The organism is Plantactinospora solaniradicis, assembly GCF_042658085.1.
Classification (GTDB): Bacteria; Actinomycetota; Actinomycetes; order Mycobacteriales; family Micromonosporaceae; genus Plantactinospora; species Plantactinospora solaniradicis.
Genome location: NZ_JBHSPR010000010.1, coordinates 343,291 through 358,920 on the forward strand (window position 1 = coordinate 343,291; position 15,630 = coordinate 358,920).

The window sequence follows — 15,630 nt, forward strand, 5'->3', positions numbered from 1 at the left end:
CCGGCCGCCGGAACATCGGCGAGCCCGCCGGTTGCCCGCGCACCGCCGACCGGTGGCCGGAGGTCAGCGGATGGCGCCGAGCACCAGCCACCGGCCGGAGCGCATCCGGAGCAGCAGCCCGACCAGGCGGGCCACGACGAAGAGGGTGAGGCCGGCCCAGATGCCACCGAGTCCGAGGTCGAACGCGAAGGTGAGCCAGATCGCCGGCAGGAAGACGCCGAGTGCGCTCAGCACGGTCAGATTGCGGAGGTAGCGGATGTCACCGGCGCCGATCAGTACCCCGTCGAGGGCGAAGACGACTCCGGCCAGCGGCTGCATCCCGGCGAACCAGGGCCAGGCGACCATGGCCTGCTCCCGTACCTGGAGATCGGCGCTGAACCAGGCCGGCACGACTCCGGCACCGGCCGCGATGATTACCGCGAAGGCGACTCCGCAGAGCCCGCCGAGCACCGCGACCCGGCGGGCCAGCACCTGGGCGGTGGCCGCGTCCCCGGCGCCGAGCGCGGCCCCGACCAGCGACTGTGCGGCGATGGCCAGCGCGTCCAGCAGCAGTGCGGTGAAGAACCACAGTTGCAACGCGATCTGGTGGGCGCCGACCGCGGCGACCCCGAACCGGGCTGCCACCGTGGTCGCCGACAGGAAGCTGGCCTGGAAGGCCGCGCCCCGGATCAACAGGTCCCGGCTGAGCACGAGCTGGCGGGCGATCACCCCGGGCCGGGGGGCCAGCGGGATCCGCTCGGCGACCAACGCACCGGCGAAGAGCAGCCCGCACAGGGTCTGCGCCACCGCGTTGGCCACCGCCGAGCCGGCCAGGCCCAGGCCGGCGGGATAGACCAGCAGCGGGCAGAGCACGGCGGAGAGCAGATTGGGCCCCAGCACGAAGTAGAGCGGCCGGCGGGTGTCCTGCACGCCACGCATCCAGCCATTGCCGGCCGCCGCCAGCAGCAGGCCGGGGGCGCCGATGGCCGCGATCCGCAGCCAGAGTGCCGCGCCGTCGGCCACCTCGGGGGATTCACCGCCGGCCACGGTACGTGCGAGCGGGCCGGCCGCGAACTGCATGACGACGGCCAGCAGCAGTCCGGCGGCGAGGGCGAGCCAGGACGACTGGACGCCCTCGGCGACGGCGGCGGAGCGGTCGCCGTACCCGAATCGCCGGGCCGCCCGCCCGGTGGTGCCGTACGCGGTCACCGTGCCGATCCAGACGATCAGGGTCATCACCGGGCCGCCGACGGCGAGCGCGGCGAGCGGTACCGAGCCGAGGTGGCCCAGCACGGCGGTGTCGACGAGGACGTAGAGCGGCTCGGCGGCCAGTACCACCAGCGCGGGCAGGGCGAGCCCGGCGATCCGCCGGACGGACGCCTCGGCGGCACCGGACGTCGGGGTGGCGGCGGTGGGTGTCGGGACGGTGGGCTGGCTCATCGCGACCGATACTGGCATGGCGGACGTAAGGAGCACAAGGCACAGCTGGACTTACCGGGCCACCCGTGCCGACCTCGGATCGGCACAGATCCCGTCGGACGCCGGAGGGCCCTCCGCCGCTCGATCGCCCGCTCGGCCAGCTCCCGGACCCGGCACCCGGCAGCCGTTCTCTGAACTAGCCTTACTTTGCCTCGTTCTGTCCAACTTAGGCCCGTCTCGGCGCGGGCCGGCCCGTCTAGTACGGCACGGAGGGTCAGGTCGTGCAGAGTTGGTGGGATCGCGGACCGGCGCCCAGGATGGTCCTCTGGCTCCGGCAGCGCCGACGGCTGTTCCGGACCTGGCACCAGCACCTCCAGGAGCCGGTGAGCCGGAGGCACGCCGAGCAGCGCCACGCCGACACCCACTGGTGGCACCGGTTTCCCTGGTGGCTGCTGGCCGTCGGCGGCACGGTGCTGCTGCTGACCTGGGTGGTCTTCTCGATCCTGATGGCGGTCCTCGACCGGCCCGGGATCGGCCCCCTGCGGTTCGAGGAGTTCTGCTCCGCCGACCGACCCCGTGGCTACTACTGCGGAGAGGTGAAGTCGTTCCTCTTCAACCTCCTCTCCGCCGCCCTCGCGATCACGCTCTTCGTCCTCTGGCGGTATCGCCGGGTGTATCGCCGCTACCGACGGCGGGCCCGGTTCGAGCCACACCGCATGGTGCCGACCGCCGGACGGGGCATCGACCGGATCGTCGGCCGCGACGACCTCTGCCGGCTGCTCATCCAACGCCTCCGGGACCGGCGGGACCAGCGACCGCTGCTGCTGGTCGGCGGGGTCGGCACCGGCAAGACCGTGACCCTCGTCCAGTTGGCCGCACTGCTCGCCGAGCATGGCGTGCTGCCCGTCGGCATCGACCTGGGCGCCGTCGACCCGGGCACGAGGCTGGACTTCCTCGCCCTCGCCCGCAAGCGGCTCCAGGAGATCACCGACGCCTGGCTGTGGGCCGAGGGTGACGCCGACCGGATCTGGCGCTATCTGCTCCGGGAGAACCGGATCGTCGTACTCGCCGACGGGTTGGACGAGGCACGGCCCCGGGACCCGAGCGGCGACCGGGACAGCGCGATCCGGGCGGCCATCCAACAGGCCGTCGAGGTACGCCTGCCGCTGGTGATCGCGTCCCGTCCGCATGACCCGCTCCGCGGTCTCAACGCGTTCCTGCTGCAACTGGAACCCTTGAGCGAGGGGGCCGCGATGGAGTACGTGTCGCCGCTCAACTCGACGCAGCCGGGCTGGGAGCGGATCATCCGGCTCGTCAAGGCCGCCGACATCGCCGACTCCCCGGCGTACCTGCGGATCATCCGGGACCTCGGCGCGAGCGGCCATCTCGGCAACCTGGCGGACGACGCGGTCGACCACACCCACCCCGATCGGGCCACCGTCCGCTGGCGGCTGTTGGAACTCTGGCGTACCGCCCTCGTCGACGGTGCCGTGCAGGAGGACTACGGCCTGCCGGAACGCGAACGGGCGGACGCCATCGAGCTACTGTCCGCCCTGGCCTGCGTCGGGCTGGCCCGCGGCAGCCTCTCGGTACGGATCGCCGACCTCGTGCCCGGCGACGGTGGTCCGGCCGCCGGAACCGGCCCGCGGGGAGCGCGCGTCCGGCTGACGGCCGACGCCCCGCGGGCAGCCGCCGGGTGGACGCCCGGAGAGCCGGAACGTCCACCCGGCAGCACCGACGGAGACGGGCAGAGCGTGGCGGCCCTGCGGGACTGCCTGAGCCGGGCGTTGCGGAGCAGGCTGTTCCGGCTCAACCCGGCCAACGCCCAGGACCTCGGCCTGGCCGTCACCACCGGGCGGGAGCTGGGCATCGTGATCTGCCAGGAGGACGAGATCCGCTTCCAGCACGGCGTCATCCAGGCGTACCTGGGTGCCCGGCTCCTCGATGCCGTCCTTCCGCCGTTCCACGGCGCGCCATCGGAGCGGCAACCGGGACCGGAGCGGCAACCGGGACCGGAGCAGCAGACGGATCCCGAGAGCCAGTGGTTCTTCCTGACGCTGGCGCTCGGGCACGGCTCAGCCCGGGAACTACTCGCCGCCCTGACCCTCTACTCCTGCCACGCCGCCGACGACCCGGTCCGGCAGGCAACGGCCAGGCAGGTCGTCGACCGGCTGCACGACGCCGCCACCCGGTGGAGCACGCCGATCGACATCCGACGCGGCGGAGTCAAGATCTTCCATGGGGACCGGACCAAGGCCGTCGAGACGTTCGCCGCCGTACTGGACATCGACAGTCGCCTCGCCGAGTCCCGGCACGGGCAGTTGGTCGGCCAGATCGCCGAGCGCTGGCCCGACCTCCACGAAGACCATTCGATCACCGACCGGCCGCTGGAGGAGGCGAAGCAGGTCCTGATCCGCCGATTCGGCGCCGCCGCCCAGCTACTCGACAGCCGACGGCGGGCCGGCGAGCACGATCTCCCGCAGCCGGAATACCCCCGGTTCTTCCAGATGATCCACCAGGCGGCGTCGTCGTACCGGATCCGGCTCGCCGCGGTACGCGAGATCGTCCGCCTCGGGCCGGGCACGGTGCGAGGGCTGCCCGGGTGGCCGGGGCCCGCGCCGCCGACCGCACGCGGAGCCGCCACCGGGCCGCCCGGCGAACCGGCCCCGCCCGCGAGATCGCCCGAGGAGCGTCAGATGCTCGCCTGGTTGGCCCCGCTGTACTGCATCCACAGCGGGCCGGACAGCAGCCCGGAGGACCACGAGGCCGCCCGGCAGAACCTGCGGCACTGGCTCGATCTGCTGGCGCACCAGGACACCGAAGACCGGATCATCGACGAGATGAACCTCGCCCAGGGCTTCCGGCTGGCCGGCAACTGCCGGGTCCCGGAAGACCGTTCCGCACACCGGCAACGGCTGGTCGAACATGCCGAGACCGCGCTGCGGCAGAGCCGGTTCTGGTATTCCCAGCTCGCACTCGTACAGGCACTCACCCTGCTGTCGCTGCCGGAGGACCCGCGCCGGGGACTCCCGCCGTTCGGGCCGGCGACCGACCCACGCGGGCTTGTCGACTTCTGGCTCAGCATCGCCGGCGGCGGCACCGAGGCCCCGGCGCCGGACCGGCCGGACGTGCACCCGTTCGTCCGGAAGGCCGGAGACCTCTGCGTCCAGGCACTTCGGAGCGGGCATCCGGAGCGGTACTGCTGGGTCGACGAGCAGGACATCGTCCGGCGGATCGGCTCGTACACCTCGCAGTCGAACGTCCGGCGCTACCAGGACTCCTGGTGCCCGGAGGCGGTGGGTTGGATGGTCCTGACCAGACAGGCGCAGCGCCTGCTCGCGGACGTGATGCTGTTGCTGAACCTCGCCGACCGGCCGGACAGCCCGCCGGCCGAGCGCGCCCGCCGGCTCGTCCAGGCCAACCGCGGCGACCTGCCACCCTGCCTCACCGTCGACCCGACCCCGATGCAGCCCGGCCGCAACTCCCGGGCCAGCCGGCCGGCCGAGCCCGGGTCGACCTGCCTCGGCGACTGCCCGTACCGGCTCTGCCCCCTGCCGCCGCAGAGCGACGGCCTCGTGTACCCGATGGACGAGGTCTTCTGCGCCCGCCAGATCGACCTGGCTGCGGCCCGGTGGCGCGGGCTGCCGGCCTCGGTCTCCTGGTTCACCTCACGTCACCAGATCCAGCGGTTCTGGCGCGAGATGTCCCAGCGGATGCTGCCCTCCTGGCGGAAGTGACCCGGGCCGCCATCACGTCCGCACCGGCTACCGGGACGGGCTGACGCCGTCCGACGTGCCGGTGCGGGCGGAACTTCCCGACCGGATGGCCGGTACGCGGATCGTGGTCGACCGAGAGCGGTCCGGGCCGTCCGGCCCGGGAAGCGGGATCGGAGTGGTCATTCCACCCCGACCTCGATCACTGACGGGTGTCCATCGACATCTGGACTGCGCGACGGGCCTGCTCGCGGGCCTCGTCGGTGTTCTCGGGCTTGGGCTTGTTCGGCTTGGCCGCCATGGGAGGGCTCCTTCCAGGGCACATGGTCCGCGTGAACGCGGTCCACTGCGGCGGGTCCTGCTGATCGTCCTCGGTGGCAGGTCCGGGATCGCCGGACAAGGTGGCCGGGACAGCGTGAGCCCGGGTCGGTTGACCCTGGAGGCAGGCGATGCTCGATGGGAGTGCCGCACCCGGCGCGGGTGGGACGGGCGCGGTCACGACCCTAGGTATCGTTCAGGTCCACTACCCAAGCTATCGTTCAGGTCCACATCCTGTGCACCATTCCCGCCATCCGGGACGGTACTGGGCAGTAGGTCCTGCTCAGCGGGCGAAGAAGTGCCAGCCCATCCACCACCAGAATCCCAACAGGGCGATCCGGCCGACCGGCACCGGGCCGACCTCGTACTGCATCACGTAGGCACAGACGTCGCCGAGGGTCGGGATCCGGGACCCCTCCCGCCGGGCCGCCCACTCCACCACCACGAACAACAGCAGGGCCGCCGTGAACCCGCCGATCGCGAGAAGCTTCATCGGCGCACCAGTCCCCAGAAGGCCGACAGCCACGCGAAGTAGACGGCGGAGCGGATCAACGAATCGTCCAGCAGGGGGTCGGCGATCTTCGAGAAGGTCGGAAAGTCGTCCCGGGAGCCGAGCATGAACGTGCCGGCCTCGAAGACTCCGAAGATCATGACCGGCAGCATCCACCAGACGGCCCCGGACCCCAGCCGCTGCGGGACGGTCCGCCGGGGCATCCGGTTGGAGAGCCCGAGCCACACCAGCGCACCGCCGGTGCCGATCGTGTAGAGGTTGGCCTGAGGCGAGAACGACGGGAGCTGCCCGCCGACCAGGGACAGAAAGGTGAGGATGGGAACCGAAACGACCGGTCGGTCCCAGGCCCGGGGCACATCGGCGGCGAGCTCCGGTTGCTGTTCCATCCGCCAATTGTCCCTGTGGTACCCCCCGGCGGAAAGCTAGACGCCCGCCCGGTTACTCCTGATCTTGCAGGTCGGAAGTGGTTCCCGCCGCCTCGGCCCCGCCCCGGTCGAGCTCGACCCCGTCCCGGCGCAGTTCGGCCCGGATCGCCTCGATGACCTCCGGCGCCGACCCGTAGGCGGTGAAACCGGCCGCGAGGCGGTGTCCGCCACCGCCCAGGGCCACCGCCACCCGGCTCACGTCCATCGCGCCCTTGCTGCGCATGGAGACCGCCCACTCCCCCTCGGCGACCTGCTTGAGTACGCAGCTCACGTCGGCCTCGGCGGTGCAGCGCACCGAGTCGATCAGCGGCTCGAGCGTGTACGGGCGCTGCTCGTGCCGAGCCAGGTCCGCCAGCGTGGCGTACGTCCAGACCAGCCCGTGTCCGCCAGCCTCCAGCGGTTCGAGCTGGGTACGCCCCAGCACGTCCCCGTAGAGCCGGACCGCGCCGAACGGCCGGGTGTCGAAGATCCGCCGGGAGATCTCCCCGGGTCGGATACCGGTCGCCAGCAGCCGGGCGGCCATCTCGTGCACCGCCGGAGTGGTCATGTCGAACCGGAACGAGCCGGTGTCGGTCGCCAGGGCGACGTACAGGCACTCGGCGATCCCCTGGTCCAGCGGCACTCCCAGCCGGACGAGCAACTTCTCCACCACCACCGACGTCGCGGCGGCGTCCGGGTCGACCAGGTGGATCCCGCCGAACCGGGTGTTCGAGGCGTGGTGGTCCAGCACCACGGAGGCGCCGGCCCGGTCCAGCCGGTCGGCCAGGTCACCCAGCCGCGACACGGCGGCGACGTCGAAGCAGATCACCAGGTCCGGATCCGGGTCCGCCTCGGTGGCCGGTACCAGCAGGTCGAGGCCGGGCATCTCCCGGAACGGCTCCGGCACCTCCGGGCGCCCGGGGAAGGTGGCCTGCAACTGGCGTACGCCCAGCCGGCGCAGTCCCAGCCCGAACCCGAGCATGCTGCCCAGGGCGTCGCCGTCCGGGTTCACGTGACAGATCAGCAGTATCCGGCCATCGGCCGGCAGCTGCGTGATCGCGGTCACCGCCGCGGCCCACTCCGCCTCGGTCGGCTGCTCCGTCGCCGCCGGCCGGGGCGCGTCGGCGAGCAACGCTCCGCCGCTCACGGCCGGGCTCCGGTTCCGCCCGCCGACGGCCGGTCCTCGTCGTCGTCCGCGTCCTCGCCTGCGTCCTCGTCGTCCTCGACCCGGTACGGCTGCGGTTCGCCCGCGTACTCGGCCTGCGCCGCCAGCCGCTGCACCTCGGCGTCGGCGGTGCGGGCCGCGGTCAGCAGCTCGTCGATCTGCTTGACCTGGTCCTGCACGTTGTCGAGGACGAACGCCAGGCTCGGCGAGTGCCGCAACCCGAGTGCCTTGCCCACGGTGCTCCGCAGCAGTCCCTTGGCGCTCTCCAGCGCGGCGGCGGTGGCGGCCTGCTCGGAGGCGTCGCCGAGCACCGTGTAGAAGACCGTGGCCTCCCGCAGGTCGGGGGTGATCCGCGCGTCGGTGATCGTGATCATGCCGAGTCGGGGATCTTTGACCTGGGTACGCACCACCGAAGCCACCAGCTCCCGCACGCGTTCCGCATGCCGGCGCACCTTCGCCTGGTCCGTCATCTCCGCACCTCCACGGCATCCCGCTTCCGGGCCGGACCGACGGCGCCACGCGCCGCGGCCGGACCGCCCGACTTGCTGAACACTACCTGCGCGCGCCGGGCCCGTGCCGCCGCCGTCGACATCAGCGGGCCTGGCCGGGGTACGGGTGACGGAGCGCGGGATCAGTCATCCGCGCCGTGCAACCGTCGGCGTACGGAGAGCAACTCGATCTCCGGCCGCCCGGCGACCAGGCGTTCACAGGAGTCCAGCACCGTGCTGATGTGTTCGGCCTCGGAGGCCACCACGGCGACGGCGATCTGGGCCCGGCCGTGTAGGTCCAGCGCGCCCACCTCGGCGGCCGATACCTCGAATTTCCGCAGTGCGGCGACGATGGGGCGGACGTACGACCTCTTCGCTTTCAGGGAGCGCGAGTCTCCGGGCAGCAGCAGGTCGAAAACGGCGGTTCCGGTATACACGGCCGGAAGGGTACGGCATACCGCCCTCGCTGATCATCGCTTTTCCGGTCCGCCGCCCCCGGACAGGCCGGTGGCCGGGACCCGTCGGGCCCCGGCCACCGGTACATCGATCTCGATCAGGCGCGCGGCTTCTCGCGCATCTCGAAGGTCTCGATGATGTCCCCAACCTGGACGTTGTTGTAGTTGCTCAACGTCAGACCACACTCGAAGCCCTCGCGGACCTCGGTGGCGTCGTCCTTGAACCGCTTGAGCGAGCTGATCGAGACGTTGTCGGCAACGACCGCCCCGTCCCGCAGCAGCCGCGCCTTGGCGTTCCGGCGGATGACACCGGACCGGACGATACAACCGGCGATGTTGCCGATCTTGGACGAGCGGAACACGTCGCGGATCTCCGCACTGCCCAGCTCGACCTCCTCGTACTCCGGCTTGAGCAGCCCCTTGAGCGCCGCGTCGATCTCCTCGATGGCCTGGTAGATGACCGTGTAGTACCGGATCTCCACACCCTCGCGGTCGGCGATCTCCCGGACCTTGTTCGAGGCCCGGACGTTGAAGCCGATGATCGTCACCGCCTCGGACGAGGCGCTGGCCAGCATCACGTCGCTCTCGGTGATGGCACCGACGCCCCGGTGGATGATCCGCAGTTGGACCTCCTCCGGGATGTCCAGCTTGAACAGCGCGTCTTCCAGCGCCTCCACCGAACCGGAACCGTCGCCCTTGAGCACCAGGTTGAGCGAGGTCTTCTCGCCCTCCTTGAGCTGCTCCATGATCGTCTCGAGGCTGGGCCGCCGGTGGGAGTTGGCGAAGCTCGCCGCCCGCCGCCGTGCCTGCCGCTGCTCGGCGATCTGCCGCACCGTCCGGTCGTCCTCGGCCGCCAGGAACGTGTCGCCCGCACCCGGCACCGCGGTCAGACCGAGCACCATGACCGGACGCGCCGGCCCGGCCTCGGCGACCTGCTTGCCGTTCTCGTCGAGCATGGCCCGGACCCGACCGTGCGCCCCACCGGCGACGATCGAGTCGCCGGCCCGCAGGGTGCCCTTCTGCACCAGCACCGTGGCAACCGCACCGCGACCCTTGTCCAGGTGCGCCTCGATGGCCACACCCTGCGCCGGCCCGTCGATCGGAGCGGTCAGCTCCAGCGACGCGTCGGCGGTGAGCAGGACCGCCTCGAGCAGTTCCTCGATGCCGATGCCCGGCTTGGCCGCCACGTTCACGAACATGGTGTCGCCGCCGTACTCCTCGGCGACCAGACCGTATTCGGTGAGCTGCTGGCGGACCTTGTCCGGGTTGGCGTCCGGCTTGTCGATCTTGTTGACCGCGACCACGATCGGTACGTCCGCCGCCTTGGCGTGGTTGAGCGCCTCGATCGTCTGCGGCATGACGCCGTCGTCGGCGGCGACCACCAGCACCACGATGTCGGTGACCTGGGCACCACGGGCACGCATGGCGGTGAATGCCTCGTGACCCGGGGTGTCGATGACGGTCAGCGCCCGGTCCACACCATCGTGCGGCACGTGCACCTGGTAGGCACCGATGTGCTGGGTGATGCCGCCGGCCTCGCCCTCGACGACGTTCGCCTTACGGATCGCGTCGAGCAGCTTGGTCTTACCGTGGTCGACGTGACCCATCACGGTCACCACCGGCGGTCGGGTGACCAGCCGCTCGGAGGCGACCTCGGCGTCCAAATCGATGTTGAACTGCGCGAGCAGCTCGCGGTCCTCGTCCTCCGGGCTGACGATCGACACCTCGAAGCCGAGGTGCTCACCCAGCAGGTTCAGGGTGTCGTCAGAGCAGGACTGGGTCGCGGTGACCATCTCGCCCAGGTTGAACATCTCCTGGACCAGCGAACCGGGGTTCGCGTTGATCTTGTCGGCGAAGTCCGACAGCGAGGCACCACGCGGCAGCCGAATGACCTGGCCCTGGCCGCGCGGGGCGCCCGAGCTCATGGTCGGCGCGGACAGATTGTCGAACTCTTGTCTGCGCTGCTTCTTCGACTTGCGACCACGGGTCGGCTTGCCACCCGGACGCCCGAAGGCACCCGCGGCACCGCCGCCACGGCCGCGACCGCCACCGCCGGGGCGACCCGCGCCACCGGCCGGTGCGCCCCCACCGGGACCACCTCGGTAGCCGCCACCACCGGCACCGGCACCGCCACCGGGACCACCTCGGTAACCGCCACCGCCGGCACCGCCGCCGCCCCCACCGGGACCGCCACGGAACCCGCCGCCGCCACCGCCACCACCGGGGCCGCCGCGGAACCCGCCGCCGCCACCACCGGGACGACCGGCACCGGCACCGCCACCAGGACGGCCAGGACCGCCGCCACCGGGACGACCGGGGCGCTGCGTCGGCATCGAAGCCGGGCTGGGCCGGGGCGGCATGGAAGCCGGGCTCGGCCGAGGAGGCATGTTGGCCGGGTTGGGCCGAGGGCCGCCCCCAGCCGCGGGACGCTGTCCGCCCGGCGTGATGCCGAACGGGTTGTTGCCGCCGCTACGAGCCGGCGGACGGCCACCGGGCCGGGCCGGACCGGGCGTCGGCGCACCGGGCGGCGCGGGCCGCGCGCCGGCCGGAGAACCCGGCCGCGGCGGAACGGCGCCCGGGTTCGGCCTCGGCCGGGACGTGGGGCCACCCTCGGCCGGCGGCTCCCGCCGGACCGTGTCGTTGCGCTGCTGCCGAGCGGCCTGGGCGGCCTTGACCGCCGCCTCCTGCTCGGCCTTCAACGCCGTGGCCCGAGCCTCGGCCGCGGCCAGCTCGATGTCGTGGGCACTCGCCGGCTTGGCGACCGGAGCCGCCGGCTGCGGCGGACCCGGAACGGGGCCCTTGGGCTTCGCCGCCGGTGGCACCACCCGACGGGGCGGTCCCGGCTTGGCGGAGACTCTTGGCTCCCCGGGACCCGGGGTCGGGGTCGCCTTGGGGGCCGGAGGCGCTGACGGAGCGGCGGGTGCCGCCGGCTCCGAAGACGCGACGAAGGCGCCACGCAGCCGCCGGGCCACCGGGGCCTCGACGGTGCTTGACGCGGACTTGACGAACTCGCCCATCTCTTTCAACTTGGCGAGAACGGTCTTGCTTTCGACCCCGAGCTCTTTAGCCAGCTCGTGTACGCGGGCCTTGCCTGCCACTGCACTCCTCACTCCGAGGTCGTGCGGGCAGCACCCGCAGCAACCTCACTCGTGCACTTGAAGCCTGGTCATTTCTGGGACTTCATCGTGTGCTCATGTCGGTCGTCCTACCTTGCTTGGGTTCCGTTGCGTCGATTCCGCCCGGCCGGGTGACCGGTCGTGTTTGTCAACGCCTTGGAGGTGCTCGGCCAACTCACTCGCGTCTGGGACGCCAGCGATACGCAGCGCCCGCCCAAAGGCCCGACGCCGCAGCGCCAGCGTGAAGCAGGCCGGGTCGGGATGCAGGTTCGCCCCCCGTCCCGGCAGCCTACGGGCCGGATCGGGTCGGAGGCTGTGACCAGTCTCATCGCCGACCGCGACAATCCGCAGCAGCTGGCCGGCCGGCGCCCGCTGCCGACAGCCCACACAGGTGCGCTCCGGCGACGCGCGTCGTACCACTGAGAAAGTCTACCCCTACCCGGTCGAGATCGCTCCGTCCGCCTCGGCTGCGTGATCAGCACCGCCCTGCCGGCCGGCGGGTGCCGAACTCGGCACCTGCTCGGTATCGGCATGGATGTCGATCCGCCAGCCGGTGAGGCGGGCGGCGAGACGGGCATTCTGCCCTTCCCGTCCGATAGCCAACGAAAGCTGGAAATCAGGTACGGTCACCCGCGCCGTCCGGGTCGCCGCGTCCACGACCTCGACCCGGAGCGCCTTGGCCGGCGACAGGGCGTTGCCCACGAACGTCGCCGGGTCCTCCGACCAGTCGATGATGTCGATCTTCTCACCGTGCAGCTCGCTCATCACCGCGCGGACCCGCTGACCCATCGGGCCGATGCAGGCGCCCTTCGCGTTGACTCCCGACACGGTGGACCGAACCGCGATCTTGGTGCGATGACCGGCCTCCCGGGCGATCGCCGCGATATCCACCGTTCCGTCGGCGATCTCCGGCACCTCCAGGGCGAACAGCTTCTTCACCAGGTTCGGGTGCGAACGGGACAGGGTGATCTGCGGGCCTCGGAAGCCCTTCACCACGTGCACCACCACGCACCGCAGCCGCTGCCCGTGCTCGTACAGCTCGCCCGGAACCTGCTCGGCCTGGGGCAGCACCGCCTCCACCTTGCCCAGGTCGACCGAGACGATGCCCTTCTCGCTGCGCGCCTCGTGCGCCTGCACCACTCCGGTGACCAGGTCACCGTCCCGGCCCGCGTACTCGCCGAAGTGCACCTCGTCGGTGGCCTCCCGAAGCCGCTGCAGAATGACCTGCTTCGCGGTCATCGCGGCGATCCGACCGAAATCGTGTGGAGTGTCGTCGAATTCCCTGACCACCGCACCCTCGGCGTCCTGCTCCTGGGCGTACACCAGGGCCGCGCCGGTCTTACGGTCGATCTCGACCCGGGCATTCGCCTGGGCCCCCTCTGTGTGCCGGTACGCCGTCAGCAACGCGGTCTCGATCGCCGCGAGAATCGTGTCGAACGGGATCTCCCGTTCGCGCTCAAGGGCGCGCAACGCCGCGAGGTCGATGTTCACCGCTCCTCGCCCTCCACATCTTCGTCGTCGCCGTCTTCGACGTCGTCGTCATAGTCATCATCGCCAGCGTCGGTCAGATCGTCTTCCGCGATCTCGTCCAGCCGGTTGAACTCCACCTGGACCCGGCCGGGCCCCAGGTCGTCGTACGCCCATCCGGTCGGTCCGGCGTCAGTGTCCAGCACCACCCGGTGCTCGTCGGCGGCGACCACCCGAGCGGTCACCTGCCGGTCGGTAGTCGGTCGTTCGGTCGTCGGTCGTCCGGTCGGGTCGGTCGCCGTTCCCGGGTTACCCGGGGCCGCCGTCACCGGCTCGCCGGCACCGCGCACGGTCACCTTCACCAGGCGGCCGACATTGCGCCGCCAGTTCCGGGGCAGGGTCAGCGGCCGGTCCACACCGGGCGAACTCACCTCGAGCTGGTACTCCCCGGCGACCAGATCGCCGCCGGTCTCCTCCGCCTGGTCGAGCGCCTTGGAAAGCGCCCGGGAGACATCGGCCACCGCGTCCAGGCTGACGCCCGCGTCGCCGTCGACGACCACCCGGACCACGTACCGGCGACCGGCCCGGGACACCGAAAGGTCCTCGAGGTCGTAGCCGGCGGCGTTCACCACGGGTTCGATGACGGCACGGAGCCGGAGCCGGCGCGCGGACGAGTCGTCGCGGGGGCGCCCCGAAGCGCGGGGACCCGCCTTGGGTCGGCCGGTGGCACGGCCACGCTGCGTCATCTCCGCCCCCCTCTCGCGATCATCGGCCCCGTCCCGGCAGCCATACCAGCGTGCCACCGGACCGATTCGCCCGGCGGCTGCGCAGAGCGTAACGCGCTGGCCCGCCGGGGGCCCGATCGGCGCACCGACGAGGCGGCCACGACGCCCGTGCTAACGCCGTCGCAACCACCGATGGTGTTGACTTGATCGGTGCGGACCGGAGACACGAACCAGAAGAACGGGACGGCGGGGCGGTCCCGGCGCGACGTGGTACGAGCAACCGCCCTGGTGGCGCTGGTCGGCGCCACCGGCTCGCTGACCGGATGCGGTCTGTTCGACAACGAGCCCGACCCACCGCCCGCTCCGGATCCACTCGCGCCACTGATCGGCGGGGCGCTCGACCTCGCCGCCCGGTACGAGGCGGCGATCGCGGCGTTCCCGGAGTTGGACGGCCCGCTCCGCCCGGTCGCCGAGGCTCACCGGGCACACGCCGCGGAACTGGCCCGGGTCACCGGGACGGCGCTGCCCAGTGCCACCGTCGCGCCCTCGACGTCCGCCGGAGATCCCGGCGCCGGAACCGCCGCCACGGCCCTGGGGCAACTACGGGAGGCCGAACAGCAGGGCCGGGAGGCCGCCGCGAAGGCGTGCACCGAGGCCCCGGCCAACCGGTCCGCGCTGGTCGGGTCGATCACCGCGGCCCGGGCCAGCCATCTGGAGGTGCTCCGATGACCGGGTACCGCGCCACGGCCCAGCCGGCCGCCGGCCGGACGACGACCGTGATCGGGCCGGCCGTGGACCGGACGACGACCGCCGCCGGGCGGACGGGGAGGGTGGCCTGATGTCCGAGGCACTGGCGGCGGCGCTGGCCGCCGAACACGCGGCGATCTACGCGTACGGGCCGATCGGGGTGCACCTGGACGGCGACGCGGCCAGCCAGGCCCGGTCCGCCGAGGCCGCACACCGCAGCCGCCGGGACAGCCTGATTCTGCTGCTGACCGACAAGGGCGGCCCGGTTCCGGTGGCCTCCCCGGCGTACGCCCTGCCGTTTCCGGTCACCGACGAGGCCAGCGCGCTCCGGCTGGCGGTCGAGGTCGAGGAGCGGACCGGCGCGGTGTGGCGGGCCGCCCTGACGGCCACCGAGGGAGCGCAACGCAACAGCGCGCTGAACGGGCTCACCGACACGGCGGTACGCGCGACCAGGTGGCGGCGGGCGGCCGGGGTCACCCCGGCCACCGTGCCGTTCCCCGGCCGACCGGCCTGATCGGCCGCCAGCCGGGCTGACCTGGGTTCACCGGGCGGCCCGATTCGGCGCCGCTCACCGATTGGTGGTGTCATCGGCACCCCGCAGCCGGCACACTGTGTCGATGTCCACTCTGGGAAGGCCGGCATCCGCACTGGGCAGACTCGTCCGCCGGCTCGGCCACCGGCGCTGGTTCGCCGCCTTCACCCCGCTGCTGGTCCCGGCCGACCGCCTGGTCGCGCGCCTGACCCGGGGTCGGGTGGTCGCGCTGGGCCTGATCCCGTCGTTGCTGATCACCACCACCGGGCGCCGGTCCGGACAGCCGCGGACCAACCCGCTGCTCTACGTACGGGACGGCGACGGCTACGTGGTGATCGGGTCCAACTGGGGCCGGGCCGAGCATCCGGCCTGGGCCCTCAACCTGCTCGCCGAGCCGTCCGCCACGGTGACCGTCGCCGGCACCCGGGTACCGGTCCGGGCCCACCTGGTCGACGGCGCGGAACGGGACCGGCTCTGGCAACTGCTGGTGGCCGAGTGGCCGGCGTACCAGACCTACGTGCGCCGGGCCGGTGGTCGCGACATCCGCATCTTCCGACTCGCACCGACCCTGCCCGGCCAGAGGTAGATCCA

General features: G+C 72.1%; 14 protein-coding genes. 4 read left to right on the plus strand and 10 right to left on the minus strand.

Going from position 1 to position 15,630, the window contains the following annotated elements:
* Window positions 1–63 precede the first annotated feature (63 nt).
* On the minus strand, window positions 64–1,419 hold the full coding sequence (locus tag ACFP2T_RS14060; protein WP_377421509.1) for an MATE family efflux transporter: 1,356 nt from the start codon (window positions 1,417–1,419) through the stop codon (window positions 64–66).
* A 296-nt stretch (window positions 1,420–1,715) separates the two neighbouring features.
* On the opposite strand from ACFP2T_RS14060, the gene ACFP2T_RS14065 reads away from it, so the two are divergent.
* The gene (locus ACFP2T_RS14065; protein WP_377421511.1) at window positions 1,716–5,135 is read left to right on the plus strand and encodes an NACHT domain-containing protein; all 3,420 of its coding nucleotides are present in this window, start codon (window positions 1,716–1,718) and stop codon (window positions 5,133–5,135) included.
* A gap of 577 nt (window positions 5,136–5,712) precedes the next feature.
* On the opposite strand, the gene ACFP2T_RS14070 is transcribed toward ACFP2T_RS14065, so the two are convergent.
* The 9 genes from ACFP2T_RS14070 to rimP form a co-directional block, all read right to left on the minus strand.
* Complete coding sequence (locus ACFP2T_RS14070; protein ID WP_377421513.1) at window positions 5,713–5,922, minus strand: DUF6186 family protein; 210 nt, start codon at window positions 5,920–5,922, stop codon at window positions 5,713–5,715.
* Complete coding sequence (locus ACFP2T_RS14075; protein WP_377421516.1) at window positions 5,919–6,326, minus strand: hypothetical protein; 408 nt, start codon at window positions 6,324–6,326, stop codon at window positions 5,919–5,921. The genes ACFP2T_RS14070 and ACFP2T_RS14075 overlap by 4 nt, the downstream gene beginning before the upstream one ends.
* A gap of 52 nt (window positions 6,327–6,378) precedes the next feature.
* Window positions 6,379–7,491, minus strand: coding sequence for a DHH family phosphoesterase (locus tag ACFP2T_RS14080; protein WP_377421518.1), 1,113 nt, complete (start codon window positions 7,489–7,491; stop codon window positions 6,379–6,381).
* The gene (gene rbfA / locus ACFP2T_RS14085) at window positions 7,488–7,979 is read right to left on the minus strand and encodes a 30S ribosome-binding factor RbfA (RefSeq protein ID WP_377421520.1); all 492 of its coding nucleotides are present in this window, start codon (window positions 7,977–7,979) and stop codon (window positions 7,488–7,490) included. Before rbfA ends, ACFP2T_RS14080 begins: the two co-directional genes overlap by 4 nt.
* 161 nt (window positions 7,980–8,140) lie before the next feature.
* Window positions 8,141–8,434, minus strand: a complete 294-nt coding sequence (locus ACFP2T_RS14090; RefSeq protein WP_377421522.1) for a DUF503 domain-containing protein — start codon at window positions 8,432–8,434, stop codon at window positions 8,141–8,143.
* A gap of 116 nt (window positions 8,435–8,550) precedes the next feature.
* Complete coding sequence (gene infB / locus ACFP2T_RS14095; RefSeq protein ID WP_377421524.1) at window positions 8,551–11,550, minus strand: translation initiation factor IF-2; 3,000 nt, start codon at window positions 11,548–11,550, stop codon at window positions 8,551–8,553.
* Between the two features lie 93 nt (window positions 11,551–11,643).
* Complete coding sequence (locus ACFP2T_RS14100) at window positions 11,644–11,988, minus strand: YlxR family protein (protein ID WP_377421526.1); 345 nt, start codon at window positions 11,986–11,988, stop codon at window positions 11,644–11,646.
* A 15-nt stretch (window positions 11,989–12,003) separates the two neighbouring features.
* Window positions 12,004–13,059, minus strand: a complete 1,056-nt coding sequence (nusA, locus tag ACFP2T_RS14105; protein WP_377421528.1) for a transcription termination factor NusA — start codon at window positions 13,057–13,059, stop codon at window positions 12,004–12,006.
* Entirely contained in the window at window positions 13,056–13,781 is a 726-nt protein-coding gene (rimP, locus tag ACFP2T_RS14110; RefSeq protein WP_377421530.1) for a ribosome maturation factor RimP, read from the minus strand. The genes nusA and rimP overlap by 4 nt, the downstream gene beginning before the upstream one ends.
* Window positions 13,782–13,970: 189 nt before the next feature.
* Between rimP and ACFP2T_RS14115 the strand changes: the two genes are divergently transcribed.
* The 3 genes from ACFP2T_RS14115 to ACFP2T_RS14125 all read left to right on the plus strand — a co-directional run bounded on the left by ACFP2T_RS14115 (window position 13,971) and on the right by ACFP2T_RS14125 (window position 15,625).
* The gene (locus tag ACFP2T_RS14115; RefSeq protein ID WP_377421531.1) at window positions 13,971–14,489 is read left to right on the plus strand and encodes a hypothetical protein; all 519 of its coding nucleotides are present in this window, start codon (window positions 13,971–13,973) and stop codon (window positions 14,487–14,489) included.
* Window positions 14,490–14,598: 109 nt separating this feature from the next.
* The gene (locus ACFP2T_RS14120; RefSeq protein ID WP_377421533.1) at window positions 14,599–15,021 is read left to right on the plus strand and encodes a ferritin-like domain-containing protein; all 423 of its coding nucleotides are present in this window, start codon (window positions 14,599–14,601) and stop codon (window positions 15,019–15,021) included.
* 103 nt (window positions 15,022–15,124) lie between these two features.
* Window positions 15,125–15,625 (plus strand): nitroreductase family deazaflavin-dependent oxidoreductase, encoded by a 501-nt coding sequence (locus tag ACFP2T_RS14125; protein ID WP_377421535.1) that lies wholly within the window; start codon window positions 15,125–15,127, stop codon window positions 15,623–15,625.
* Window positions 15,626–15,630: the final 5 nt, after the last annotated feature.

What these genes read in the sequence shown, in the direction of transcription:
- ACFP2T_RS14070 (WP_377421513.1), bottom strand. Translation starts at nt 5,922, where the DNA reads ATGAAGCTTCTCGCGATCGGCGGGTTCACGGCGGCCCTGCTGTTGTTC.
- ACFP2T_RS14075 (WP_377421516.1), bottom strand. Translation starts at nt 6,326, where the DNA reads ATGGAACAGCAACCGGAGCTCGCCGCCGATGTGCCCCGGGCCTGGGAC.
- rbfA (WP_377421520.1), bottom strand. Translation starts at nt 7,979, where the DNA reads ATGACGGACCAGGCGAAGGTGCGCCGGCATGCGGAACGCGTGCGGGAG.
- ACFP2T_RS14065 (WP_377421511.1), top strand. Translation starts at nt 1,716, where the DNA reads ATGGTCCTCTGGCTCCGGCAGCGCCGACGGCTGTTCCGGACCTGGCAC.
- ACFP2T_RS14125 (WP_377421535.1), top strand. Translation starts at nt 15,125, where the DNA reads ATGTCCACTCTGGGAAGGCCGGCATCCGCACTGGGCAGACTCGTCCGC.
- rimP (WP_377421530.1), bottom strand. Translation starts at nt 13,781, where the DNA reads ATGACGCAGCGTGGCCGTGCCACCGGCCGACCCAAGGCGGGTCCCCGC.
- ACFP2T_RS14060 (WP_377421509.1), bottom strand. Translation starts at nt 1,419, where the DNA reads ATGAGCCAGCCCACCGTCCCGACACCCACCGCCGCCACCCCGACGTCC.
- ACFP2T_RS14120 (WP_377421533.1), top strand. Translation starts at nt 14,599, where the DNA reads ATGTCCGAGGCACTGGCGGCGGCGCTGGCCGCCGAACACGCGGCGATC.